Genomic DNA, 26,475 nt, shown 5'->3' with positions numbered 1-26,475 from the left:
ATCAATCAACAACGCTTTTATTCCGATCCGGCTTTTGCCACGCAACGCCAATACAGTGAATGGCTGAAAATAGCTTCACCCGTTGCCAGTGCCATTTATCGGCAACTACCCCCACAAAAGGGTTTGCAACAACGCATTACAGGCCACTTAATTCAACTATTAAAACAAGGATTGTCTTTGCAGGAAGCTGCAGAACAGCTGGCAGTATTACATGGGCTGCAAGTTCTGCCCCGGCATTTGCAAATTGCGTTTAAAAATAAAGATGTACTTACGGAAAATAACCAAATGAATGGAAATACAGCCTTAGATAAGCAACACTGCCACAATTGAATTACATGATGCTACAGTGTAATTCAGCGCTATTACCCTTACTTACCCTTGCTTATGGTACACCAAATATTCAAATGCCTGCAATTCAAATGAAGCAGGTGCCGTTAAAGTGTGGGTAATACCGGAAAAAACATTGGTAAATGCACCACTTAATAATGCATGTTGCACAACCAATTTTTGGCGTGGTTCACTACTTAAATTCAATAACACCAATAGTACTTCGTTTTGCCAATGGCGCATAAAGGCCATAATATTGTTACCATCAACAGGTAAAATAAAGGTATCGCCTTCCATAACGATGGGTGATTGACGTAATTTAGATAATGTACTATAAAATGAAGCTAAAGCAGGCGTCGGTTGCCATTCAATCAAGTCCTTATTAAAGAAAGAAAGGCGTTTTTTGTTGGGATTTTCTTGCCCACTGTAAATAAGGGGGAAACCCTTCCATAAAAAACTATGTACGGCCAATGGCAAAGCTGCATCACCATATTTTTCATACTCGGTACCATTCCAACTGTTTTCATCGTGGTTAGCCGTAAAAAATAATTTAAAACTATTGGGGGGATATTGTGTGTAATGATGCAATACGTTGTATAAGGCACTTAAGGGCGCATTCCCTTTTACATAGGCTTCGGTTTGATGCATCCATTCCCAAGCGTAACTAACATCAAAGGCATCATGATAAGCCACATTTTCAGTTTCCGCTAACCAAAACAGGGGCTTAACGGCATCGCATTGCCTGCGTGCTTCTACCCAAAAATCTAAGGGCACTAAATGGGCCATATCGCACCGAAACCCATCAATATGGGCAGTTTTTATCCAGAATTGCATGGCTGCTATCATGGCGGCACGCATGGAGGCATTGGTATAATCTAAATCTATTACATCGGTCCATCCGTTCTTTTCAGTAAACCCACCGTGGGCATCTTTGATATACCAATCGGGATGCGCTTTCGTCCATTCATGATCCCATCCGGTATGATTGGCTACCCAATCAATAATCACTTTCATACCCAACGCCTGTGCTTGTTGTACCAAATGTTGAAAATCAGCAATAGTTCCAAACTCAGGATTAATATCCGTATAGGTACTGCAAGCATAATAGCTGCCTAATACCCCTAACCGTTTTTCCTGACTAATGGGTGTAATGGGCATGAACCACAATATACGTACCCCCATTTGTTGTAAACGGGGTAAATGTTTGGCAAATGCCTGAAAGGTACCCTCGGGGGTGTATTGCCGAATATTTACTTCATAAATACCGGCTCCGTTAGCCCAGTTCACCATGGGAAAATGATTGGCCATAACAACACGATGTTTACAACAAAGAAAAGCCTTATTTTGTAAACTGAAGATGAATAAACCAAAACTAGACAGAAAGATTAGTTTATTACAAGCAACTGCCATTAACATGACGGATATGGTGGGTATTGGCCCTTTTGTGGTGTTGAGCGTGGTAGCCGAAAGTATGAATGGCCCTTGGTATTTGTATGCCTGGATAGCCGGCGCTTTGCTGTCGGTAATTGATGCGAATGTATGGAGTCAATTGGGTGCTACTTTTCCTTTAGCGGGAGGTAGTTATAACTTTTTAAAAGAAGGCTATGGCCCCAAGTGGGGGAAGTTAATGAGTTTTTTATTTGTATGGCAAACCATGATTCAAGCCCCATTGGTAATAGCCTCTGCGGCTATTGGCTTTGCACAGTATGCTTCATTTTTATTTCCTTACAGCAATTTCGTGTCAAAATGCATTAGCGGAACCGTTGTTATTGCCATTGTTTTTTTATTGTACAGAAAAATTGATGCCATTGGAAAAATTAGTGTGTTTTTATGGAGCGGTGTATTGTTTACCATGGTTTGGATAATTAGCGGTGGCTTATTGCATGGCCATTTTATGCAACCTATTTTACACATGAATGATGGATTAACTATTAATCATGCCTTTGCCGCTTCATTGGGATTTGCCAGTGTAAAAACGGTGTACAGCTATTTGGGTTATTATAATGTTTGCCACTTAGGTGGAGAAATTAAACATCCCCGTAAAAACATTCCGCGCAGTATGTTTATTTCAATTGCCGGTATTGCTGTATTGTACTTATTAATGAACATCAGTATTGCAGGGGTATTACCCTTACCGGTTATTCAACAAAGCAAATTTGTGGTTAGCAGTTTTATTGAACAAATAGCCGGAAATTCCGCTGCAAAAGTAGCAACGCTATTAATTCTATGGGTAGCTTTTGCATCGGTGTTTTCAGCTACCTTAGGCTATAGCCGTATTCCCTATGCAGCAGCGGCAGATGGAGCTTTTTTTAAAGTGTTTGCAAAACTGCATCCCACCAAACATTTCCCTTATGTATCGCTTTTGGTGTTGGGGGCAACTGCCTTTGTATTCAGCTTATTATTCCGGCTACGCGATGTAATTGATGCTATTTTAGCCATGCGTATTTTAATACAATTTATTGGTCAGTCGGTTGGTTTAATTTTATTGGTAAAACGAAAAGGGAAACAATACTTTGCATGGCATATGCCCTTGTATCCTATACCGGCTGTACTGGCTATTTTGATATGGCTGTATATTTTTATATCAACAGGAACTACTATGATGCTGGGAGGAATAACGGTAACGGCCTTAGGTACCATAGCATATTTTTTAAAAGCCAAAAGCAATAAAGAATGGCCATTTTCAAACAGGTTGGCGGATGGAGAAAATATATTGAAACAACAGACCCAACAGCATAACCAATAAAGCACCAATTACATTTAGCCATAAAAAGCTAATACCAATAATGTTGTATTTATTCAACACAAACACTAAAACCACTACTACCTCGCTCAATATAGCCGCCCAAAATACGGCGTTGCCTTTTATTTGTTTCATGTAAAAGGCCACTAAAAAAATACCGAGTATTACCCCATAAAACAATGACCCCAACACATTCACGGCTTCTATTAAACTGCCCATGCCTATTACAAACTCGGCTATTACAATGCAAAAAATGCCCCAGGCTAATGTGTAATATTTTGAAATATGATACTTGCTCAGTGCATCATCAAAATTGGCAGGCATATCGGTAGCTGATTTCTTAAATCGCAAATGAAAATCAATAACCGATGTAGCTGCTAATGAATTTAGGGCTGCTGCAATGGATCCCCAAGAGGCTAAAAAAATAATAGCAATTAATAAACCTACTAACCCATGCGGTAAATAATCAATGACAAACCGTAAAAAAATATAGTTGGTATCATTGGTATCGCCATTAATACCTGCCTTTTGTAATAATTGTTGATAGTTGTTTTTTACATCGGCAGCCTGATTGTTTAACTGTTGTAACTGCTGTTTGGCTAATAAAGTATTATCGTTCCAATGTGCCAACACTTGTTGCTTTTGCTGATTGATTTGGTTGTAGGTATTTTCTAACTGAAGGGCATTGTTTTTTTCACTGCTTTGCAATAGCTGCTCGTGTACTACCTGATTGAAAAAAATAGGTTGACGAGTGAATTGATAAAAAGTAAATAACAATGCGCCAATTAATAATATACCGAATTGCATGGGCACTTTTACCAATCCATTCATTAATAAACCTACTTTACTTTCTTTATCATTTTTGGCGGTTAAGTAGCGCCCCACCTGACTTTGATCGGTACCGAAATAGGATAAGGCTAGAAAAAATCCGCCAATAATGCCACTAAACAAATTGTATTTATCATTCCAGTTAAACCCTTTTGAAGATAATCCGGTAGTAATAACATTTAATTTACCACTGCTGCCGCTAATCTTCAAAGCATCCGTAAACCCTACACCGTTGGGTAAAAGATGCACAATCATGTAGGCAGCTATAATCATTCCAACAAAAATAATCGCCAACTGTAATTGTTGGGTATAGGCTACTGCTTTGGCACCCCCGCTAACCGTATAAATAATTAATAAGCCCCCCATTAAAATATTGGTGAGATAAATATTCCAGCCAAATAAAGAGGAAAGAATAATAGCAGGTGCATAAATACTTATACCGGTAGAAAGCCCACGGGATAAAAGAAATAAGAAGGAGGTAAAAACCCTTGTATTCAAATTAAAACGTTGCTCTAAAAATTCATAAGCAGTATATACTTTTAATTTACTAAATAAAGGCACGAAACTGATGCAAATAACAATCATTGCTAAGGGCAAACCAAAATAGTATTGCACAAAGCGCATACCGTCAGTAAATGCCTGCCCGGGTGCAGAAAGAAAAGTAATGGCACTGGCCTGTGTACCCATTACACTGAGTAAAATTAAATACCAGGGCATAGACCGATTGGACAAAAAATAGCCATCCAGATTTTTTTCTGTTCTGCTTTTATACAATCCGTAAGCTATAATGCCAGATAGTATCAGTATAAGTACCAGCCAGTCTATTCGGTTCATGAAAAATAATGTGTAAACCAGGAAAAAAATAAAATTTCAACAACCAATACAACTACAATCAGTATATACCATTTGTTCCATCCCGACCAAAAAGATATATTTTTATTAGATGCCATGGCTGCATTCATTTTTATTTACACTACACTTTTTTTAATAGCATTTTATGCAAACTTATTAGCATAAACAGCTGCTTTGCTATTGCATTTTACGGAATAATTGTCAAACAGGAAAGTAATAACTTTTTTTGAAGCTATTTTTTAAAAAGTTTAACCAATTTACATTAGCGCGTTTATTTACTATTCACCAAACTTCCGGCAAACAAGCCTATGGCCAAGCCAATTATCAAACCTATTTTCACGTTTTTAATTAAAAAACCCAGCGCAATTCCAATAATTAATAAAGTAACAAAACCTATTTTTTTTCGTGGATGCATGTAATTAATTGTGTTTAGGTAATGCAATTAAATTGGCCATTAATTTATAAGCACCGGGCACACCTGCAGGTAATTGCCTAAACAATACCAAACTAACATAAGCCACATTGCCTTTACCATAAGGGGCAATCAGCAAACTACCTTTTGAGGGTGCTTCACCGCTATCGTGCATTTGAAGCGGCATTTCAAAATGGGTATCGTTGGTTTGTGCCTGGTATGTGCTTCGCTCTTGTACCCATCCTTCAAAGTCTTTTTCCGTAATGGTGTTTGGATAATTGAGTACACTATGTTTGGGTAATACAAATTGCACAGGCGAATTTTCTTCTGTAACTCGTGGACTACCATTTACCAAAAAAGCATAAGGCCCTGCTTTTACAGGTTTGTTATTAATATAATTGCTTTTAAAATATTGAATAATCAAGTTACCTCCATTATAGATGTAGCGATTAAGAATATCGTTTTTAGTGGTTAAAAACTCATGAATATTATAAGCACGAATACCAATAATAACGGCATCAAATTGACGTAACTTTTCATCTGTTATATCTTGCTCCTGCAACATTTGCACCGAATAACCCAATTGCTGAATGGCTTCGGGTAGTTTATCGCCTGCACCGGCTACATACCCTACTTTTGTACCCACCACTTTAATTGGCTCGGTAATTACTTTTACACTGTCGGTATAAAAATAATGTATGGTTGGAATATGGTTGTAGGCTATACGTTTTAAATTATAATGATAGGTTTCTTTTTGCCCCAGCACCGGCAAGGTTACCGAAGGTTGAATAATTTGTGACTGATTGGTTTGAAATACCCTGTTTAAAGGAACGGACCATGCATAGTTTTTCCCGTTTTCAAATTGCAGTACTGTATCTTTTGAATAAACAACGTTAGTTCCTTGTCGTAATTGAAATGTTACCGGTACAGAAGCGGCATTGTAATTGGCCTGCAATTGCAAATGCATGTCGGGCGTAGGTATGGGCTTTCCATTACGAATAACATTATTCAATGCTACATTGGGTTGCAAGCCAACAACAACGGGTGGAGTTACAACAAAGGGATCATACACTTCTCCCCTAACAGGATCAACATACTTGTATTGTACCGGCTTTTGAATAGTAAAAGTAATATCATCTACCTTAAAAGTAAAAGTAGCAGTATAAGCAGGTTTACTTTCCGGCCTGCCAATTAAGGTTTGGTCTGTTACCGTAAACATCCCTACATTCTCCATGGGTTTGGCCAACCAATAAGGTTGAGAAATGGGCTGTTGCAATGCTACGGGGAATTGTTTATCGAAGGCAATATTATTGTTGGTTGATAAGTTGCTGTGTAAGGTTGTGTCGAATAAGATAGTTTGTTCGCTGGCCAAGCTAATTTGCTGTAACTGCACAGCAACGGGTAACCGTTTGTTCACAAAAAATTGTAACTGCATGTGTTGGCCCTGTACGGCATATTCATTATTACTGGTAGCTTCGGCCATTAAACCACTGCAGGCAACTATTAAATCTTTCACTTCATTCAACTTTTCTTTTGTCCAATTATTTTGTTCAGGCAGTTGTTGTATGGCATGATAAATTTCTACCAATGCAGGGATTGAATGTTCAGGATGTTGAATATCATATTGTTGCAACAATGCATTTACTTTTGGTATAATGGCATTGCCGCCTTTAATTCTTGTCCAGGTAATATTAATTCCATCCATCAAAGTACTATCGGGTGGTGTACCCCCGGTAGTGGTAAAATATTCCGTAATACTGCCCTCTCTTCTTGGCCTGCCTTCGCCTTGGCTTTTGTGCATGCTTCTTGCTTCACCGCCAATTTCGCCATAGCTCTCTCCCAACAAAGGATTGTATCCCCCTACTTCAATTTTCAACTGATCATTAGCTGTTGTATTAACACTTCCAAAGTTGTAAGTGTTCCACATAATGCGCTTGGCTTGCCATGGCTTAACGCCGTATTGAAATTGTTCGGGAAATTTCGTTGGGTCGGCGGCAGCTTTAAAGGCTTCATTGGCTAAAATAGCCGAAGCCCAATGGTGGCCATGGCCTGCACGCTTATCGCGTGGAAATCGGGTAATAAGAATATCGGGCTGGTATTTGCGTATCACCCATACAATATCGGCCAATACTTTGTCTTTATCCCAAGTGTGTAAAGCCTCATCGGCACTTTTACTAAATCCAAATTCATAAGCACGGCTAAAATATTGACCACTGCCGTCAATGCGGCGGGCAGCGAGCAATTCTTCTGTTCTTATTAAGCCCAATTCAAAACCCTGTTCATCACCAATTAAATTTTGTCCCCCATCGCCACGGGTTAAACTTAAATAAGCAGTTTTATACAATGCACCTTTCGCTAAATAGGGCAATAAAGTATTGTTTTCATCATCGGGATGCGCAGCAACATATAAAACACTACCCAATACATTTAATTTTTTCATTTGCAAGTATATGGTAGCACTGTTTTCAATAGGGGGCAATTGTGCCCACATTGGCCCATTGCACAGAAAAATAAAAATGCCTGCCAATAATAGAGTAATTTTTCGCATAATATATTTTACTAATTAATTTCTGAAAGCCAACAGAAAAAAAGAATATTTGGTGGCAAACCTTATGTAAAATGTTTACGAAGATAACTGAACCTTTTAAAACTTAACAAGGCATCAGGATGAATGGCTGCATACACTTAACCGGGCATTAATACCTTTTTAATGTATGGGCATTTGTTGTATGGCATTAGCAGCACGTAAACCGGCTTCAACTGCACCATCCATATACCCACCAAATTGCTGTGCCGTTTCAGTGCCCGCCCAAAATAAACGTTCGTTCATATAACTGTTGGTGTATAAATAATGGCCGTTATTTTGGTGTGGCAATAAGTGGTTCTGTTCTTCACCACAGCCCACCCAATTATTACACCATACATAGTCGGTATATTGAATAAAGGAATTAGCCATGGTACCAAAATAGCGCTGAAATTGTTGTACCACCCATTCTTTTCTTTGCAAGGGTGTTGCTTTACTCAAATGGGGCAATAAAAATCCTTTTAAAGCAAAATGCTGTTCTGTTGCATCAGTATGGTCGTACATTTCTGTAGCCGGACCCTTATCGCTGTATATAGTGCTAACATTGAATATTTGTTTCCAAAATGGGGTTGTATAGGCTAAGGCAAATTTAATGGACCCCGCCATCCAGGTTTGGGTATGCTGCATTATTTGTACTAAATGATTGGGTAATGCAGGTTGGAAGGTGATGGTTTTTGCAGCAACTTGTGGAGGAATGGCCATAATAACAGAAGAAGAGGTGTATGAATGACCATTGTTACAAATTACCTGCAGATAATCATCCTTCCATTCAATGGCGTTTACCACTGCATTTGTATGAATGGTTGCAAGGCCTATGAAATTAGCAAGATATTGTATAATAGAAGAACTGCCACCGGTTATTCTATAATAAGGCTCCGCTGGAGGCATTGCATACTTTTCCATTATACCTTGTGCTTCAATAATGGCATTCCCACCCTGCCATTGTTCAAATAAGGTTATTCCGGATTGCGTTAATAATTGCCGCAAATAAGTATGCTTGTTACCCAACCAGGTAGCACCCATTTCCATAGGTGTGCCATTGATACCGGTATAAGTTTGAATTCTACCACCGATTTGTGGTTGAGCTTCTAAAACCAATATTTTTTTTCCGTATTGCAGTAACTGCTGCGCAGCCACTAATCCACTTAAACCACTACCGACAATAATTACGTCATACATACCTATACATTTTTCAAAAATAATATGTGCCTGATACACTAAAGTATTGCAACACCATACAAACCCATCCTTGCATTCCGGCAATATCAACAAAAATACCATTGGGTTGTTGTATAGATGCAACCACCAATCAATAAAAAATCTCTTTTTAACAATAACATTATTTAAAAAATTACTATTTAGTTACGCATTAATAGAAAAAAATGATGAGAAACTACTTTAAAATATTGTAGCTTCGGCAACTGAATGATAAGATAAATTCCATTCAACTATTACAAATTTTTCTTAACCATGAATGCACCCATTAAAACAGCGCTACTTTCTTTTGGAATGAGCGGTAAAGTATTTCATGCGCCTTTTATTGATGCACATCCCGGCTACCGGTTAAAAGGAGCCTTGGAAAGAAGCAAAAAACAAATACAACAAATTTATCCGCAGGCAAAATCGTATGATACCATTGATGAATTATTGGCAGATGATATTGACTTAGTAATTGTAAATACCCCTAACGATACCCACTTTGAGTATACACAAAAGGCATTGTTGGCCGGCAAAAATGTTGTTTTAGAAAAGCCAATAACGGTTACAGTGAAAGAGGCAAACGAATTAAAGCAATTGGCCATTGAAAAAAACAAAATAATATGTCCTTATCAAAACAGACGCTACAATAGCGATTATTTAACCACTAAACGCATTATTACATCGGGTGTATTAGGCAATATTGTAGAAGCGGAGTTAAGGTTCGATCGATACGCGCCCCAATTAAGTTCAAAAGCCCATAAAGAAACCGGCAAACCAGGTACCGGTGTTTTATACGATTTAGGATCGCATTTAATTGATCAGGCATTGCAACTGTTTGGCAAGCCCGAAGCCTTATTTGCTGATATTGCTTATACCCGCCCCGGAAGTGTGATTGACGATTATTTTGAAGTATTGTTATATTATCCTAAAACCAGGGTTCGTTTAAAAAGCGGCTATTTTATTCGGGAACCTTTACCCGGATATATTGTATTTGGCACTTTAGGTACTTTTTTAAAGTCGAAAGCCGATGTACAAGAGAAACATTTAATTGAAGGCCTAAAGCCCACCATGCCAAATTGGGGCATTGAACCGAAAGAAGAAGAGGGCTTACTGCATACCTTAATAAATGGTGAAGTGGTAAAAGAGCACGTACCCACTGAAAAAGGGGATTATATGGGCTATTTTGAAGATTTATTTCAAGCACTCATTCATGGCAAACCCCTACCCGTTACCATTGACGAAAGCACCAAAGTGATTGATATTATTGAGAAAGCATTTGAAAGCAATCGGTTAGGCTGTAAAGTGTCATTAAGCTAATTTTATATTGCCGGCTGTATGTTATATGATGCCGGATTTTGATGAAATATTTTTTCTAACAACTCATACAATTGGGGATGGTGTTCCGCCAACAAATGAGGTTGCGAAAAAAAATATTCACTTACTACTGCCAAAAATTCTGCAGGATTGGTGGCTCCGTAAATATTAATGTCGGAATGTTGTTCCTGCATTTGCCGGATAGTTTCATGCATTAATTTTACCCAAGGCAAAACATAAGCTTTGTCTAATAAATTTTCAGGAATACCATCGGTAGCACCATCGGACTTGTCTAACAAATGCACGAATTCATGAATAGCTGTATTACTTTTTGAATAATGATTCAAAAAACCTTCTCTTACTGCAACTTGCGATAAAATCATGATTTGATTCATTACTCCGGTACCTACCATACCTAATACATCGCGGTTTTCACCTTGTATATCAAAGGTTTGCGCTTCAAATGCGTTGGGATATAATAAAATATGTTTTAAATTGAAGTATTCCCATTTAGGAAATGCCCAAATAGGAATAATAGCACTGCTGCCAATTAATACCTTATCTAAATCGGTTAATGTTGTTTTTACCGGGTGAATGGCTACATTATTTAAAAATTGCATTACCCTTTGCTCGAATTTTGTTTTATCGGTTGCACTTAATGCCTTATAAAATGTTACATTTTGTTGCAGCAGTTGCCGCCAATTATTAGGCATGGGTTGAACTTTTTGGTGGCGCGGCCAAAAAATAATAATAGCAATAAGTGCAGTTGTTACGGCAATAAGTACCCAAGCAAGCATAAGCAACTATTTTTCATTAAAAAAACTACATACCGGGTATGTAGTTTTTTCTATAAATTAAAAAACTAAAAATTACATTTTTTTAGCATCTTCTAAGAATTTAGCCAATCCAATATCGGTTAATGGATGTTTCAATAGGCCTAAAATGGAATCGAGCGGGCATGTGCATACATCAGCACCGGCTTCTGCACATTTCACAATGTGTAATGAACTGCGAATAGAAGCAGCTAAAATTTCTGTTTCAAAACCTTGTACAGAATAGATGTGTGCAATTTGGGCAATTAACTCAACCCCATCCCAATTGCTATCATCAATACGGCCTAAAAAGGGTGATACATATTTTGCACCTGCTTTGGCAGCCAGTATAGCCTGACCGGCTGAAAACACCAAAGTGCAATTGGTTCTAATGCCGTTATCGGTAAACCATTTAATGGCCTTTACACCATCTTTAATCATGGGTACTTTAACCACGATGTTTGGATGAATAGCAGCTAATTTTTTACCTTCGGCAATAATGCCATCAAAATCGGTAGAAAATACTTCTGCACTAATATCACCATTCACCATTTCACAAATGGTTTTATAATGATTCATAATAGCGTCAGTACCTTTAACGCCTTCTTTAGCCATTAAAGAGGGATTGGTGGTTACACCATCTAAAATACCTAAATCATTGGCCTCTTTAATTTGAGCCAAATTAGCGGTATCAATAAAAAATTTCATGATAAACTATTTAAACAGTGAATAATAGACTGAAGGTGAGGTATCATTTCACGAAGTGAAAAGAAAAAAATGGCAGGCTACTCACATCGCACCGCTACAACCGCCTATCCTTGCTGCATTCCTGCCCTGGGGAGGTTCAGCAGGAGCTGGTCGTGTAAGACCTGCCGGGTGCAAATGTAAGACAAGTAATTAAATTATTGCGAATTGACTGCATCGTTTTTTTTAACCAACATTCCCATTCATGTAAATGTGAATAAAAAACACAGCGTTCTAAACAACTTTCTTTTACAACTTTTGTGACTTTAGTTCTATTCAAAAAAAAATCAGTGTTTAATTTTGCAACAATATAGCGTAACGCATTGTTGTTCTTAGCTACCTAAACGCATTCACCATACCCGGCTAAACAAATTCTTTTTTAAAAAAAGTTTGGCAATGAAGGGTAATAAAAAAATTTACATATTTCTTACAGCCTGGTTCCTCATTAACCTGCTGCAAGCTATATATACCAACATTCAAGAAGATGAAGCTTATTATTATTTATACAGCCGGCATTTAGCTTGGGGATATTTTGATCATCCACCATTTGTTGCTCTATTAATACATCTCAGCAATCTTATTTTTCATAATATTTTAAAAGTACGTTTTTTCAGTGTTGTTTTACAACCTATAGCCCTATGGTTTATATGGGAACAATTAGATTTAAGAAGTAAACCGGGCAACCAACAAATTCTATTCTTTTTTCTTTCGGCATTTTCTGTTGTCATGTTTACGGTATATGGTTTTTTAAGTACACCGGATGCTCCTCTGCTGTTTTTTACTGCCCTTTTTCTATATGCTTACCAACAATTTCTGCGTAAAATTACTTTATGGCATATTGTGCTTCTTATTGTTAGCAGTACCGGACTTTTGTATAGCAAATACCAAGGATTTTTAGTGATAGCATTAACATTACTTTCTAATCCTGCATTGTTTAAAAAACGGGTGACCTATGTAATTGCAGGTTTAACAATACTGTTGTTTTTACCACATTTAGTTTGGCAGTTTAACAATGGCTTTCCATCTATTAAATTTCATGTAGTGGAAAGAGCAGTAACATTTAAATGGGCCTATTTCTGGGAATATATTCCTAACCAACTATTATCATTTAATCCGATTATTTTAACAACGGCTGTTTACATTATTATAAAATACCATAGAAAAGATTTATATCATAGAGCGCTATATTTTAATGTAATTGGTTTTATTCTTATATTCTGGTTAACCACATTTAGGGGACATGCGGAACCGCATTGGACCATAGCAGCGGCTGTACCCATGTTAATCATTATTAATGAATACTTAACAGCAAACACTTCCTTTTTAAAGTTTAGCAGAAAACTAATTGTAGCCACTGTAGTTTTGATTTTGGGTTTACGCACCGCATTAATATTGAATGTGCTGCCCAAACAAATGGGCTTTTCGGGTAATGCACAGAAATATGAAGCAATAGCAAAAACGGCCAACAATAAACCCGTGGTTTTTGTAGACAACCATATAGAACCTGCATTGTATTATTATTTTACGGGAAAACCTGCTGCATCAATAGCCACTATTGATAATAGAAATTCACAATTCGATATTTGGAAAGAATATAAAAACTGGATAGGCAAACCGGTATTGGTTGTTGGAGATTTACCTGATTCATTGGCTGCCGGGTCCGTTCCCCATTTCCAAGAAAAAGTGTGGAATATGAATGCTTTTTTCCCTACACAATTTTTACAAGTTAATTATACTATACCCGCTAAACCCATACACAGCGGCGATACCATTCATATACCTATTACTATTAAAAATCCATTACCTAAACCCTATTACTTACACACCAAAGATTTTAAAACAGATGTTGGTATACTGTTGATGCATAACGGACAACATGAAATAATTAAAAGTTTGCACCACCCTACCTACATGCAAATTGCAGGCAATAACTTTATTATTGATACTTTAAAAGTAGCCCTTCCTGCTTTAAAAAAAGGGGCTTATAAAATGGGGGTTTGGACGGGCAATAATTTAGGACAAACACTGAATAGCGATGTTTCAACCATTGAAATTATAGACGAAGAAAATACGCATTAACTATCGCTGGCGATTGAATCGGGAATTAATGGTGAGCATTCCCACTAATTCATCATATCGATCGTTTAATGAGCGATAATACACAAAAATGGTATAATCGTTTTCTGTTTCCCAACTATTACCATCGGTAAGTTTTAAAAATCCCGGCCCGGTGGTTTCATTGGCAGGGCGGGTAACATAGGTATAATTGTAATATCCCTGTTTTAAAAATAAAGTTTGTTCATAAACCCCTTTATCTGCATTAAAATGCATTTTATTTCGTTCGGATAACTGATTGTTAGTGAGTGCACCTAAAATATAAACATCTTGCCCGGTAAAGGCATGATTACCGGGTGGTACGAAGGTAAAATGCACATAAGCATAATCGGTTTGCCACCAAGGATTCACCATTTCGGTAGTACTAATGGTGTACCATCCGTTGATGTCGTTCATTAACAAATAAGGTTGCCCAGATAAGTCATAATCATTCTTCAAATATACCTGGTAGGGAATGCTTGATTTATCAACTGAAGCTACCCTTTCACTTTGATACCGAAAACTTTCTAAATTAGCCCATCGGTATTCTTTGCCTCCGGGGAAAACACAATCTTGTTCTGCATTATATTGATAAATATTATTATTAATAAAAATAGGTTGAATACCGGTAATAGCATTGTCCCAGCGATAATTTTGCATTATCATTACCTTTAATTGCTGCTGCGGATTTAAAATATTCAACTCTTTAATATTAATGCTTAGCTGCACTTTTTGATGGGTTAAAAACAATTGGCTATTGAATGGTTGGGCAATATTAGCTGCAATATCAACCCTGTTATGCACCACAAAAAAGCGGCGGGTAAATGCTAGTTTAGAAGTATCGCCATCTAAAAAAACTTTTAAAATATAGTTTCCGCTAACAGCAGGCATGGCATTGGCATCGGGTAATAATAACTGATAAGCAACATACCTTTCAGGAGTGATGGATGAAATGCGGTATTGATTAATGGTTTGCTGCTGAAATCCTTTTAAATAATCGAAAATACTTACATCGGCAGGTTGCCAATCGGCATTACATAAAACAAATGTATAATAAAAATTACGGGGATAACTAACCATATCATCAAAATGCAATTCCAACTGCTCGGCAGAATTTAAGTGGATAACGGGCATGCTTTGCTGATTGTTTTGAACAAAAAAGGAAACATTACCAATGGTAGGCATATAAACCGAATCAACATATACCTGCGCTTTTAAAAACGACATACAACAAGTAAAAAATAGCAGTGATAGCCATTTCATGTTTCAAACTTTTAAATAAAAATACAGTACTATGCTTGAATGTCATAATTTAATTGCGTTTTGCCGATTGGCACCTACCCCTTAGTTTTGAACATTCAAAATACATTGGTTTGAATGTAGCTTTCCACATAGCCCGAAAAATTACTTTTAATCATCAAAAAACCTTTTCACGGTTCATTATTCGTTTGGCCATTGCTGCCACAGCGGTAAGTGTAATGGCTATGATTGTTACCTTGGCTTTTGTAAATGGTTTCCAGCAAACTATCTCACAAAAAGTATTTAGCTTTTGGGGAAACATTCGGGTACAACATTTTGAAACCGATAAGGCTTTGGTAGCCGAAGAAAGCCCTATTGAACGAAATGATACCGTTGAATATATATTAAAACATCAACCGGGCATTAGCCATTTTCAGGTATTTGCTACTAAAAGCGCTGTATTGGCGCACAAAGGAGAAATTGAAGGAATTTTATTCAAAGGCATTGATGCAGGTTATGACAGTGTTCGCCTAAAACCCTACTTAACGCAGGGGCATTGGCTTGAATGGAATGATAGTAGCTATTTAAAACAAATTATTCTTTCCAATAACATAGCTAATAAACTGAACATTCAATTAGGCGACACTTTGCGCATTTTTTTTATAGCCACCGACGGTAGTAGTAATACATATCGCAAATTAAAAGTAGTGGGCCTGTATAAAACCGGTATTGAAGAATATGATAAACTTTTTGCTATTGGCGATATTAGGCTGATTCAATTCATTAATAATTGGCCGGCTAACGCCATTGGCGGTTATGAAGTTTTTGTGAATAACTACAAAAACATGAATGCCATAAATAATGATTTATTAAATGAACTTCCGAATGTTTGGGGTAGTAAAACAATAGCAGATGTATATCCGAATATTTTTGATTGGCTTAATATTCAAGATGTTAATCGCAACGTAATATTTATTGTTATGTCCATTGTTTCCATTATTAATTTGGTTACCTGCTTACTCATTTTGGTATTAGAACGTACCCGAATGATTGGCATTTTAAAAGCTATAGGGGCACCGGACCGGCTAATACAAAATATTTTTTTGTTGTATGCGTGGTTCATTTCCGTTTTTGGTATTGGTATTGGGTTAATTGCAGGGGTAGGCATTTGTTTGCTACAACAATACACAGGTTTTATTCATTTGGATGAAAGCAACTATTATGTATCTGTTGCCCCGGTACATTTAATAGCCTGGCAGGTAGTAATGGTATGTGTGGGCACTGCTATAGTTTGCTTATTGGCATTAATGATTCCTACTGCCTTGGTAAAGAAAATACAGCCCGTTAAAGCAATTATATTCCGATAAGATGTGAGATTAATATACCGCTAGCCACTGCCGCATTTAATGATTCTGCACCACCTTTTTTTACAATGGTTACCGGCTCTGTTAAGTATGGAAATAATTCGGGGCGAATACCTTTTCCTTCACTGCCAATTACTAAAATAGCATGATTATATTTTTGAATTTGTTGCACAGGTTTGCCATTTAAAACGGCTCCTAATACCGGCACTTTCACTTGCTGTAACCAAGTTGGTAATGGGGTGTACCAATGTTTTACGCGTAAAAAACTGCCCATGGTGCTCTGAATAACTTTAGGGTTATACCATTCCACGGTATCATTGCTACAAACAATTTGTTGAATACCAAACCAGTCGGCAATGCGAATAATGGTTCCCAAATTTCCCGGATCTTGAATACCATCTAACACCAATACCCAATCATGTATTTGTCCGTTTAAAATAGTCTCGGGCTTTTGTTCTACCACTAAAAGCACTTCATTGGGAGTTTGCAACTGACTGATACGTTCTAATTCAGCATCAGTAATAACTTTAACAGGTACTGTTAGTGCTTTATGTTGGCTATACCAAGCCTCAGTTGCATATATTTTTTTAATAGTATAATCAGATGCCAAAATTTCATCGGCAATTTTTACTCCTTCTGCTAAAAATAACCCATCTTCGGTACGTTGTTTTTTGTGGCACAAAGATTGAATATATTTGACCTCATTCCGACTAAGCATTGATATGTATTTTAAACTAAAGCAATTATTTTTATATATTTCCCTGTTGCTGCTATTGGTATATTTAGCTGCTTGTTCTATTGTAAAAAATTACCCCATTAATAAACCCTTTGTTTTTGACAATAAAGTTGAATTAACCGGTAAGGTTTCCAAAGATGAGAAAAAACGCTTAAAAAACGAGCTAAGTAATTATTGGGATGATAGCTTACAGGCCCGATACATAAACGAAATTAAACTTTCGTTTAAACAACCCCTAATTAGTAAGGTTTTAAAAAATCCTCCGGTTTTCGACACAGTCAATATTAGCCGTACCATCCGTTACATGAATGCTTATTTAAACTCGCAAGGATATTATTATGCGCAGTTTAAAGATTCAGTACCCAAATTCGATACGGTTAAAAACCAAATTAGAGCAACCATTATCATGCGAATTAATTTGGGGAAAAACATTACTATTGATTCTGTAAGTTACCATCTAATTGATACCGCCATTAAACCTATTGATTCCAGTTTACAAAAAATGGCTTTAGCCAACAGCAATAAAACCCTACTAAAAAAAGGAACACCATACACCAAACAAATTATAAGCAACGAGTTAGACAGGCTTACACTTTTGTTTAGAGATAGCGGTTATTATAAAATAACTAAAGACAACTTTTATGCAGAAATAGATACCACTAACACACAGCTTTTGCAATTGGCATTCGATCCGCTTACACAAGCCAAATTAATTGAAGAAGCCAACAGGGCCCGATATGAAAACCCCAAATGGAATGTGGAAATTAAACAAAGGCAAACAAAAGACAGCTCTATATTAGAGCAATACTATATTCACCATATTTATTATTATCCTGAATTAAAAATTACCGACCAGCCCGATAGTATAATGCTGCAAAAAAATTTAAAACAATTCAATTACAAGCATTTAACCATGCGCTATAAAGAAGGTAGGTTTATTTACAAACCCTTAATTGAACATACCTACCTGCGCTACGACCAACTGTACAGTGAAACGAAATACTATAAAACTATTAACGACCTTAGCCATTTACCGGCCTGGCAACAGGTTGACGGAAAGGTGGTACCGTATACCAGGGATTCATTAGACTTGTTCTTATTTTTAACGCCAGCTCCAAAACAAAGCTATAGCGTAAATTTAGAAGGCAGCCGTAATACCGGCGACATTACCATTGGTAACTTGTTTGGTATAGCTACTAACTTTTCCTACACCAATCGCAATATTTGGAAACGCTCTATTCAATCGTTAACCAACCTACGTTTAGGAACAGAGCTAAATATTGGGCAAGCCCAAAACCCCGGTGTTACGGGTGCCCCCCTGTTACAAACTTTTCAAGTTAGCCTTAGCCATGCTTACAACTTTCCTAAATTAATTATACCCAGAGTTATTGACTCTAAGTTTTTCAGGTCGGCAGATAATAAACGCACCTTATTATCCATGGCAGGCTCCTACACTGACCGCCGCGATTATTATCAACTTCGTTCTTTAACTACCAGCTGGGGGTATGAGTTTTCTAAAAATGCACGCAAATCTAATGCCGTTACCAGTATATCATTCAAACCCTTAAATGTAGAATTGTACAAAATTGATACCCTTCCTGGTTTAGATACATTGTTTAAAAACAATCCGTTTCTCCGTAACTCCTTCCGCGATGGAAATGTAGCAGGGTCGGCCATTTCAGCTATCAGAACCTTTAACAGTAGCAGAGATCCTTCTAAAAGCCATTACATTCGTTTAGGTGTGGAGGAGTCAGGTACCCTTACTTCTTTACTAAACATTTATACTGATCGTATTTTTAAATACATTAAAACAGAAGGTGAATATCGTTATTTAAAAAAATATCGTAAAACCGAATTAGCTACTCGCTTCTTTATCGGAGCTGCCTTTCCTAAAGCAGGACAAAGCATACCTGTTTTTAAACAATATTTTGAAGGTGGACCCAATAGCATGCGGGCATGGAGTTTAAGAGAACTGGGTTTAGGTTCTTCCATTTTAGTTGATACTATTTCCTACACCAACTACAAAGAACGTTTTGGTGACATGGCTTTAGAAGGTAATATAGAATTCCGTTTTCCCTTGTTTACCTTTAGCGCCTTTAAATTAACCAGCGCTTTATTTACCGACATGGGTAACGTATGGAGCTTGACGCCCAACCCCGCAGATCCTAATTCTGTTTTTCAGTTACATCGCTTAGGCAAAGATTTGGCCATTGGGGTTGGTACAGGTTTACGTTTTGATTTTTCCTATTTTTTACTGCGCCTTGATTTTGGTTACAAATTAAAAGACCCTGCTCGTCAATACAACGATGGTTGGGCTGAGTTAAATAAATTAACCTGGACCGAAAATAGAGGCAATGCCGTTGTAAATAACTATGCGATTCAATTTGGTATTGGCTTACCATTTTAATAAGTATTATAACAACTATTGCTTTTCATAGCATCGCCTGTTGCGTCGCAATCACTTCATCGTTCCGCACTTTGGGCAACCATTTGTACTTAACAACATTTATAAATTATAGGTATTTTTTAGCATAGCTATTTGCGCTTCAAAACCTGCGATTTCCATGGCATTGTCCAAGGTATATTCTCCAATAGCAGTTCTGCACAAGCTACTTAAATAGCCACCTACACCTAATGCAGCACCAAAATCGTTGGCCAAACTTCTAATATAAGTACCGGTTGAACAATGCACCCTAAAATGAACAATTGGTAATTCTATGCTGGTAATTTCAAAAGCATGAATCGTAATAGGCCGGGGTTGTACTTCAACGGTAATGCCTTTGCGTGCGGAAAGGTATAAAGGTTTACCATCTTTTTTAATGGCAGAATGTTGGGGCGGCATTTGCAAAATATTGCCAATAAATTGCTGAGTGACTGCATAAATAGCCGATTCAGGTATATTTTGCACATCAGCTACCGGTTCCGGTTCGGTTTCCAAATCGAATGATGGGGTTACTGCACCAAGTGTAATGGTGCCGGTATATACCTTATCTAACCCCATAAAATCATTTATTTTTTTAGTAAAACCGCCGGTACACACAATAAGCAAACCTGTTGCCAGCGGATCTAAAGTACCGGCATGCCCAACTTTAGAAATACCGGTAGCAATTCTTACTTTTTTCACCACATCAAACGATGTCCAATGCAATGGCTTATTCAACAGCAACATTTTACCTTCTAAAAAAGGCTGTAATGCAGCACTTACAGGCTTTTGTTTCAACTATACTAATTTAAATGAACACTATTTTACTTAACACTACAAAGTACACAACAATCATTTTATGACTAATAAGCACGGGCAAATAAAACCCTTTGCGTAGAAGGCTTACCGGTTAATATACATTGCCCTGCTTCCTGAGCATTGTTTATAGGAATACAACGTATGGTAGCTTTAGACAATTCTTTTATTTTATCCTCGGTTTCTGAAGTACCATCCCAATGTGCTGAAATAAAGCCGCCTTTATTTTCTAGTACATCCATAAATTCATCCCAAGTGTTTACAGGTGTAATGTGTGTATTTCTGTATGCTAAAGCTTTTTCATAAATATTGTTTTGAATGTCGACTAATAATTTGTCAATAAAAACATCAATTCCATTTAAAGAAACTGACTCCTTTGTTTTAGTATCCCGTCGAGCCACTTCTACCACATTGTTTTCAATGTCGCGTACTCCTAAAGCCAGTCTAACGGGAACACCCTGCATTTCATACTGAGCGAATTTCCAACCCGGGCGGGCATTTTCGCTATCATCAAATTTAACAGATATGCCCTTTTGTTGAAGTTGTTGCACAATTTGCAAAGCTTTTTCAGCAATAAGCGCTTTTTGTTCATCACCCTTATAAATGGGTACTATTACTACTTGTAAAGGAGCAATTTTTGGAGGTAAAATCAGTCCGTCATCATCACTATGCGCCATTACCAAGGCACCAATTAAACGGGTACTAACCCCCCAACTGGTAGCCCATACATAACTTAATTTGTTTTCTTTATCGCTAAATTTTACATCAAAAGCCTTTGCAAAATTTTGTCCTAAAAAGTGTGAAGTACCTGCTTGCAAAGCTTTCCCATCTTGCATTAAGGCTTCAATACAATAAGTATCTTCTGCGCCGGCGAAACGTTCATTGGGTGTTTTAACACCTTTTATTACCGGAACAGCCATCCAATTTTCTACAAAATCGGCATATACATTTAGCATTTTTACTGTTTCATCCAGCGCTTCTTCTTTTGTTGCATGTGCGGTATGCCCTTCTTGCCATAAAAATTCAGCAGTACGTAAAAACAAACGGGTACGCATTTCCCAACGTACCACATTTGCCCACTGATTAATTAGTAAGGGTAAATCACGGTAAGATTGTATCCAATTTTTGTAAGTGTTCCAAATAATGGCTTCGCTGGTAGGCCTAACCACCAACTCTTCTTCCAATTTAGCATCGGGATCAACCATTAATTTTCCGGGTTTATCGGTATCAGCTTTTAACCGATAATGTGTAACCACTGCACATTCTTTGGCAAAACCTTCTGCATTTTTCTCTTCTGCTTCAAATAAACTTTTAGGAACAAAAAGCGGAAAATAGGCATTCACGTGTCCGGTGGCTTTAAACATTCTGTCTAATGCATCTCGCATATTCTCCCATAATGCATAACCATAGGGCTTAATTACCATACAGCCCCTTACGGCACTATAATCGGCTAAATTGGATTTAATCACCAAATCATTATACCATTGCGCATAGTCTTCAGCACGAGAGGTTAATTCTTTTGCCATAACTTTTTGTGTAGTTTTTTGTTATAATATTGCAGCATTTGGCATATTATTAACATAATAATTAATTAATGCTTAATACAGGCAATATTTTTGATGTAATTTTAATTACTAAATAAAGTGCAGCAAATGTATGTAACTTAGTATTACGAACTTTTGTAAAACACATGAATATGAAAACAAGTTTTTTAACCATAATAAGTTTGGCTGTAGTGTTAAGCAGTTGTACTACTGCTTACAAATCAACCCAAACACCCGACGATTTATATTATTCTCCTACCACCGGCAATGCCATGGTTGCAGAAACTCGTTCTGAAAATCGTTATCAGGAATTTCAAAATTATAACGACGATCGTTATTTGAGTATGAAGGCCCGTAACTATTATTTGTGGGCACCATTAGATGATTATAGCTATTGGAATGATAGCCGTTATGATTTCCCTATATATAACAATTGGGCTTACATGAGTAATTGGAGCCCCTATTATAATCCCTATTGGAATATGTGGAGCCCTTACTATACCACCGGTTTTGGCATGATGCCCTTTTATGGTTACGGCTATGGCTATGGCTTAGGTTATGGTTGGAATAGTTGGTACAATCCGGCTTCTATATTAATTGGTTATAAAAGTCCTGCAATCATTAACCGCTCAACTTCAGGTAGTTATTTATCTGCCTATTTAAATAGGAATTATAGCAACAACAATTATCCACGCCAATTGAAGAGTGACAATACTTATGCACCGGGCAATAATTTTGGGAGTTTAGTAAGAAGAGTATTTTCATCATCCCCCTCTACTAATGGTAATTTGCCCAATAATAATAGTTGGTACAGACCAGCCAGAACTTTTAACACCAACGGTAACACCTTTACGCCAAGCAGCAATGCCGGAGGAAGAAGTGGCGGCTTTAACAGCGTTGGAAGCAGTGCTTCCGGAAGCCGTGGGCCAAGAAATTAAGAAACTCCAATAAAATAAAATTAATTATAATAAGATTAAGCACCAAAGCCAATCTATGAAGAAAGTACTACCCTTTTTATGCCTGCTATTGAGTCAATGGACAATTGCGCAAACACCGGAAGATGCTTTAAGAACCGCTTGGTTTACCCAAAATGGATCTGCACGAAGCATGGCTGCCGGTGGCGTAATGGCCTCATTAGGTGGCGATATTACAGCTGCCAATATTAACCCGGCAGGTTTAGGCTTATACAAAACAAGAGAGTTGGTATTATCTCCAGGCTTTTTAATGAATAACAATAAATTAAATTATCGTGGCACTGATACTACTGCTAACAAAAACGTATTTATGTATGGCGCCAGCGGATTAGTAATTGGCTCACCCAGTCGTTACAGTGATAGCAAATTTACCAGCACAGCTTTTTCTATTTCAGTGAACCAATTGGCTAACTATAATAACCATATTCAATATACAGGTTTTAATAATGTTAGCTCATTCACTGAGCAATATTTAGAAGAGCTGACCCGAGATAGAGCTGACACCAATGCCGCATTAAGCAATTATATTTTTGGTTCATCATTGGCATTTCGAGCTTTTTTGATAGATACCCTTAGCGGACCCGGAGGAACTGTTGCAGGTTACCAAAGCTTAGTACCCATTTCAACAGGCGTTATACAATCATACGATGCCACTACTCGCGGTGGCTATAATGAAATTGCATTGGGATTGGCCGGTAATATGGCCGATAGACTATACATTGGTGGTAGTTTAACTGTTCCGGTAGTTTATTATGAACGGAATTTGACTTATTCAGAAACAGACCCTACCAATAACCCTAATAACAATTTTTCAAATTTTACTTATCAGGAAAACTTTAAATCGCAGGGAGTTGGCGTTGGCCTTAAATTAGGGATGCTATATAAACCCAAAGAGTTTTGGCGCATAGGATTTGCTTTACATACTCCACAACTCATTTCTTTTAACGACCAAATACGTTCGTCTATAACAGCCAATACGGAATCTTATGCGGGAATTAGAACGGTAACCAGTGATGAATTAAATAGCGGTAATCCCGGCACACGTCAATACAGTATCGTAACTCCATGGCGTGCCATTGCCAGTGCCAGCTATGTATTTAGAGAAGTATCCAATACACACCAACAACGCGCTTTTATAAGTGCCGATTTGGAATATGTAAATTACCGGGGAGCTCGCTTTCGTGCTGCCGCCAATGCCGACCAATCGAGCATTGATTATTACAGCCAATTGAATAGCACCGTAAAAAATTATTATAAAGGAAACATTAATGCAAGAATTGGCGGTGAATTAAAATTTGACCCATGGATGTTTCGGTTAGGTGCCGCTTATTATGGTAGTCCGTATGCAGCATCTGAAATTAAAGCTAATAGAATTGTTACCAGTGGTGGTATTGGATATAGAAACCATGGAATATTCATCGACTTAACTTATGTGTACACCTTTGTTAAGGATGCTAATTTCCCATACTACTTAAATGATAAGCCCAATACTTATGCCATTCAAACCGGCAATTTGGGTAACATAGTAGCAACAATAGGTTTCAAATTTTAATTACCCAAGAGTACGTTTATTTAAGTAAATCAAAACCGCTTGTAGGCTTAATTCTTTTTTAAGCAGGATACTACATTTGCTATTTAGGAGCCTGAGCAAATTTTCTGTAAATTGCTGTAATAAATTGATTACTGCTATACATAAAAAAAACGCCATGCTCGTACCCAATTGCTTTAAAGCCATTCAATGGAATAAGTTTTTCGTTGCTGTTTTAATTGTAAGTTGTTCTTACCAACCTTCTTTCAGTCAGAGTGAATTAATAGGTGCCGGTAAACAAATTGATCCCTATCATTACACCATTCCAAAAGATGCAACTTTTCAGCATGCATCTGTAGCTTGTGCGCATCCTTTAGCCAGCATGATTGGCGCTGCAGTTATGCAAAAAGGCGGCAATGCGTTTGATGCTGCCATTGCTACGCAATTGGCATTAGCAGTGGTTTTCCCGGAAGCCGGCAACATTGGCGGCGGTGGATTTATGGTGGCCCGAACTGCTAAAGGACAAACCTTGGCACTTGATTATCGGGAAATGGCACCTGAAAAAGCCTCACGGAATATGTATTTAGATAAGGATGGTAATCCTAATATGCATCTTTCGCAAGACGGGCATTTGGCCAGTGGTGTTCCCGGAAGCATTGCCGGAATTTTTGCCATGTACAAATATGCCAAATTACCCTTTGAACAATTAATTACACCTGCCATTATTTTAGCAGATAAAGGTTTTGTAATTAGCGAAAAAGAAGCCCATTTATTAAATGCTACACGTGCCGATTTTATTAAATACAATACAAAACCCAATGCATTTGTAAAACCTACACCATGGAAAGCCGGTGATACTTTGGTACAAAAAGATTTGGCGAAAACTTTGATACGTATTCGTCAATACGGGGCAAAAGGATTTTATGAAGGCAAAACTGCAAAATTAATTGTTGCCGAAATGCAAAGAGGTAAAGGCATTATTAGCTTTGAAGATTTAAAACAATACAAGGCCATTGATAGAACGCCGCTATCTTTTCAATTTAATGAATATACCATTGTTGGTATGCCTCCTCCAAGCAGTGGTGGTATTATTGTTGAACAATTAATGAAAATGATTGCTAATCGCCCTTTGCTTAGTTATGGCTTTGAAACGGCTAAAATGGTACAATTAATGGTAGAAGCAGAACGTAGAGCCTTTGCAGATAGAGCTGCTTACATGGGTGATCCTGATTTTTGGAAAGTTCCGGTTAAAACTTTAACCAGTAACGCCTACTTAACACAACGCATGGCGAATTATGATAGTACCAAACCAACCCCTAGTGCAATGATTAAAGAAGGCCAAATTGCTGAACACGATGAAACAACTCACATCAGCATTTTGGATGCAGAAGGCAATATGGTAAGCATTACCACCACATTAAATGGTTGGTACGGCAGCAGAACAGTAGTAGGCGGTGCCGGCTTTTTCTTGAATAATGAAATGGATGATTTTAGTGTAAAGCCGGGTGTGCCAAATATGTTTGGTGCCATAGGTGGCGAAGCCAATGCTATACAGCCCCGCAAACGCATGCTAAGCTCAATGGCACCTACCCTGGTATTGAAAAACAATCAACCTTTTATGGTTTGCGGAACTCCGGGCGGAACTACCATTCCCACCTCAGTTTTCCAAACATTGGTAGATGTTTTAATATTTAACATGAGTGCAGAACAAGCCATTGCAGCACCAAAATTTCACCACCAATGGTTACCTGATGTAATTTTTGTAGAGCCTAATTTTCCTAAAAACACCATTCAGCAATTAGAAGCAATGGGTTATAAAATTCAACAACGCGGACCCATTGGTCGTACCGAAATTATTAAGGTACTAACCAATGGTAACAAAGAAACTGCTGCAGATATTCGTGGCGATGATGCAGTGGCCGGTTATTAACTTTATTATGAC

Annotated in this window: 20 protein-coding genes and 1 other RNA gene; 9 read left to right on the top strand and 12 right to left on the bottom strand. The window is 37.5% G+C overall.

Translation table 11 applies throughout. From position 1 onward, the window contains the following. Positions 1 to 330 (top strand): hypothetical protein (locus ACP5P5_RS12060; RefSeq protein WP_428286366.1); only part of this gene is annotated, 330 nt, incomplete at its 5' end. 42 nt (positions 331 to 372) lie between these two features. Here the strand turns inward: ACP5P5_RS12060 and ACP5P5_RS12055 are convergent. Further along, positions 373 to 1,635, bottom strand: coding sequence for an alpha-amylase family glycosyl hydrolase (locus ACP5P5_RS12055; protein WP_428286365.1), 1,263 nt, complete (start codon positions 1,633 to 1,635; stop codon positions 373 to 375). A 49-nt stretch (positions 1,636 to 1,684) separates the two neighbouring features. Here ACP5P5_RS12055 and ACP5P5_RS12050 point away from each other — a divergent pair, with 49 nt between their 5' ends. Next, positions 1,685 to 3,073: an APC family permease gene (locus tag ACP5P5_RS12050; RefSeq protein WP_428286364.1), complete on the top strand. Its 1,389-nt coding sequence runs from the start codon at positions 1,685 to 1,687 to the stop codon at positions 3,071 to 3,073. Here ACP5P5_RS12050 and ACP5P5_RS12045 read toward each other — a convergent pair. The 4 genes from ACP5P5_RS12045 to ACP5P5_RS12030 form a co-directional block, all read right to left on the bottom strand. After that, the gene (locus tag ACP5P5_RS12045) at positions 3,011 to 4,732 is read right to left on the bottom strand and encodes a sodium:solute symporter (protein WP_428286363.1); all 1,722 of its coding nucleotides are present in this window, start codon (positions 4,730 to 4,732) and stop codon (positions 3,011 to 3,013) included. The genes ACP5P5_RS12050 and ACP5P5_RS12045 overlap by 63 nt on opposite strands. 289 nt (positions 4,733 to 5,021) lie before the next feature. Next, positions 5,022 to 5,165, bottom strand: a complete 144-nt coding sequence (locus ACP5P5_RS12040) for a hypothetical protein (RefSeq protein WP_170120469.1) — start codon at positions 5,163 to 5,165, stop codon at positions 5,022 to 5,024. A gap of 4 nt (positions 5,166 to 5,169) precedes the next feature. Then, a complete protein-coding gene (locus ACP5P5_RS12035) occupies positions 5,170 to 7,710 on the bottom strand; it encodes a PIG-L family deacetylase (protein ID WP_428286362.1) in 2,541 nt (846 codons plus the stop codon). Between the two features lie 159 nt (positions 7,711 to 7,869). Continuing rightward, entirely contained in the window at positions 7,870 to 8,925 is a 1,056-nt protein-coding gene (locus tag ACP5P5_RS12030) for a flavin monoamine oxidase family protein (protein ID WP_428286361.1), read from the bottom strand. A gap of 291 nt (positions 8,926 to 9,216) precedes the next feature. Here ACP5P5_RS12030 and ACP5P5_RS12025 point away from each other — a divergent pair, with 291 nt between their 5' ends. Further along, positions 9,217 to 10,263 carry a Gfo/Idh/MocA family oxidoreductase gene (locus ACP5P5_RS12025; protein ID WP_428286360.1) on the top strand — a complete coding sequence of 349 codons (1,047 nt, stop codon included), beginning with the start codon at positions 9,217 to 9,219 and terminating at the stop codon, positions 10,261 to 10,263. A gap of 2 nt (positions 10,264 to 10,265) precedes the next feature. On the opposite strand, the gene ACP5P5_RS12020 is transcribed toward ACP5P5_RS12025, so the two are convergent. The 3 genes from ACP5P5_RS12020 to ffs all read right to left on the bottom strand — a co-directional run bounded on the left by ACP5P5_RS12020 (position 10,266) and on the right by ffs (position 11,947). Continuing rightward, positions 10,266 to 11,057, bottom strand: a complete 792-nt coding sequence (locus tag ACP5P5_RS12020; RefSeq protein WP_428286359.1) for a zinc-dependent peptidase — start codon at positions 11,055 to 11,057, stop codon at positions 10,266 to 10,268. Between the two features lie 72 nt (positions 11,058 to 11,129). Further along, positions 11,130 to 11,780, bottom strand: coding sequence for a fructose-6-phosphate aldolase (fsa, locus tag ACP5P5_RS12015; RefSeq protein ID WP_428286358.1), 651 nt, complete (start codon positions 11,778 to 11,780; stop codon positions 11,130 to 11,132). A gap of 67 nt (positions 11,781 to 11,847) precedes the next feature. Next, an RNA gene (ffs, locus tag ACP5P5_RS12010) (signal recognition particle sRNA small type) lies at positions 11,848 to 11,947 on the bottom strand. Positions 11,948 to 12,212: 265 nt separating this feature from the next. Between ffs and ACP5P5_RS12005 the strand changes: the two genes are divergently transcribed. Then, a complete protein-coding gene (locus tag ACP5P5_RS12005) occupies positions 12,213 to 13,895 on the top strand; it encodes a glycosyltransferase family 39 protein (RefSeq protein WP_428286357.1) in 1,683 nt (560 codons plus the stop codon). On the opposite strand, the gene ACP5P5_RS12000 is transcribed toward ACP5P5_RS12005, so the two are convergent. After that, positions 13,896 to 15,173 (bottom strand): DUF5103 domain-containing protein, encoded by a 1,278-nt coding sequence (locus ACP5P5_RS12000; RefSeq protein WP_428286356.1) that lies wholly within the window; start codon positions 15,171 to 15,173, stop codon positions 13,896 to 13,898. Positions 15,174 to 15,283: 110 nt separating this feature from the next. Between ACP5P5_RS12000 and ACP5P5_RS11995 the strand changes: the two genes are divergently transcribed. Then, a complete protein-coding gene (locus ACP5P5_RS11995) occupies positions 15,284 to 16,516 on the top strand; it encodes an ABC transporter permease (protein WP_428286355.1) in 1,233 nt (410 codons plus the stop codon). Here ACP5P5_RS11995 and ACP5P5_RS11990 read toward each other — a convergent pair. Next, positions 16,503 to 17,231, bottom strand: a complete 729-nt coding sequence (locus tag ACP5P5_RS11990; RefSeq protein ID WP_428286354.1) for a TrmH family RNA methyltransferase — start codon at positions 17,229 to 17,231, stop codon at positions 16,503 to 16,505. The two genes, ACP5P5_RS11995 and ACP5P5_RS11990, sit on opposite strands and share 14 nt — an antisense overlap. A 4-nt stretch (positions 17,232 to 17,235) precedes the next feature. Here ACP5P5_RS11990 and ACP5P5_RS11985 point away from each other — a divergent pair, with 4 nt between their 5' ends. Next, the gene (locus ACP5P5_RS11985) at positions 17,236 to 19,656 is read left to right on the top strand and encodes a BamA/TamA family outer membrane protein (RefSeq protein WP_428286353.1); all 2,421 of its coding nucleotides are present in this window, start codon (positions 17,236 to 17,238) and stop codon (positions 19,654 to 19,656) included. Positions 19,657 to 19,755: 99 nt separating this feature from the next. On the opposite strand, the gene truB is transcribed toward ACP5P5_RS11985, so the two are convergent. Then, on the bottom strand, positions 19,756 to 20,469 hold the full coding sequence (gene truB, locus ACP5P5_RS11980; RefSeq protein ID WP_428286352.1) for a tRNA pseudouridine(55) synthase TruB: 714 nt from the start codon (positions 20,467 to 20,469) through the stop codon (positions 19,756 to 19,758). A 65-nt stretch (positions 20,470 to 20,534) separates the two neighbouring features. Beyond that, entirely contained in the window at positions 20,535 to 22,013 is a 1,479-nt protein-coding gene (proS, locus tag ACP5P5_RS11975; protein WP_428286351.1) for a proline--tRNA ligase, read from the bottom strand. 170 nt (positions 22,014 to 22,183) lie between these two features. Between proS and ACP5P5_RS11970 the strand changes: the two genes are divergently transcribed. From ACP5P5_RS11970 to ggt, 3 genes are all read left to right on the top strand, one after another. Next, the gene (locus tag ACP5P5_RS11970) at positions 22,184 to 22,969 is read left to right on the top strand and encodes a hypothetical protein (protein ID WP_428286350.1); all 786 of its coding nucleotides are present in this window, start codon (positions 22,184 to 22,186) and stop codon (positions 22,967 to 22,969) included. A 55-nt stretch (positions 22,970 to 23,024) separates the two neighbouring features. Then, complete coding sequence (locus tag ACP5P5_RS11965) at positions 23,025 to 24,557, top strand: OmpP1/FadL family transporter (protein WP_428286349.1); 1,533 nt, start codon at positions 23,025 to 23,027, stop codon at positions 24,555 to 24,557. 154 nt (positions 24,558 to 24,711) lie between these two features. Further along, on the top strand, positions 24,712 to 26,463 hold the full coding sequence (gene ggt / locus ACP5P5_RS11960; RefSeq protein WP_428286348.1) for a gamma-glutamyltransferase: 1,752 nt from the start codon (positions 24,712 to 24,714) through the stop codon (positions 26,461 to 26,463). Positions 26,464 to 26,475 lie beyond the last annotated feature (12 nt).

This window comes from Hydrotalea sp., assembly GCF_049968455.1.
Classification (GTDB): Bacteria; Bacteroidota; Bacteroidia; order Chitinophagales; family Chitinophagaceae; genus Hydrotalea.
Note: the sequence above shows the minus strand (reverse complement) of the source record. Positions and strands in the feature narration are given on the sequence as shown.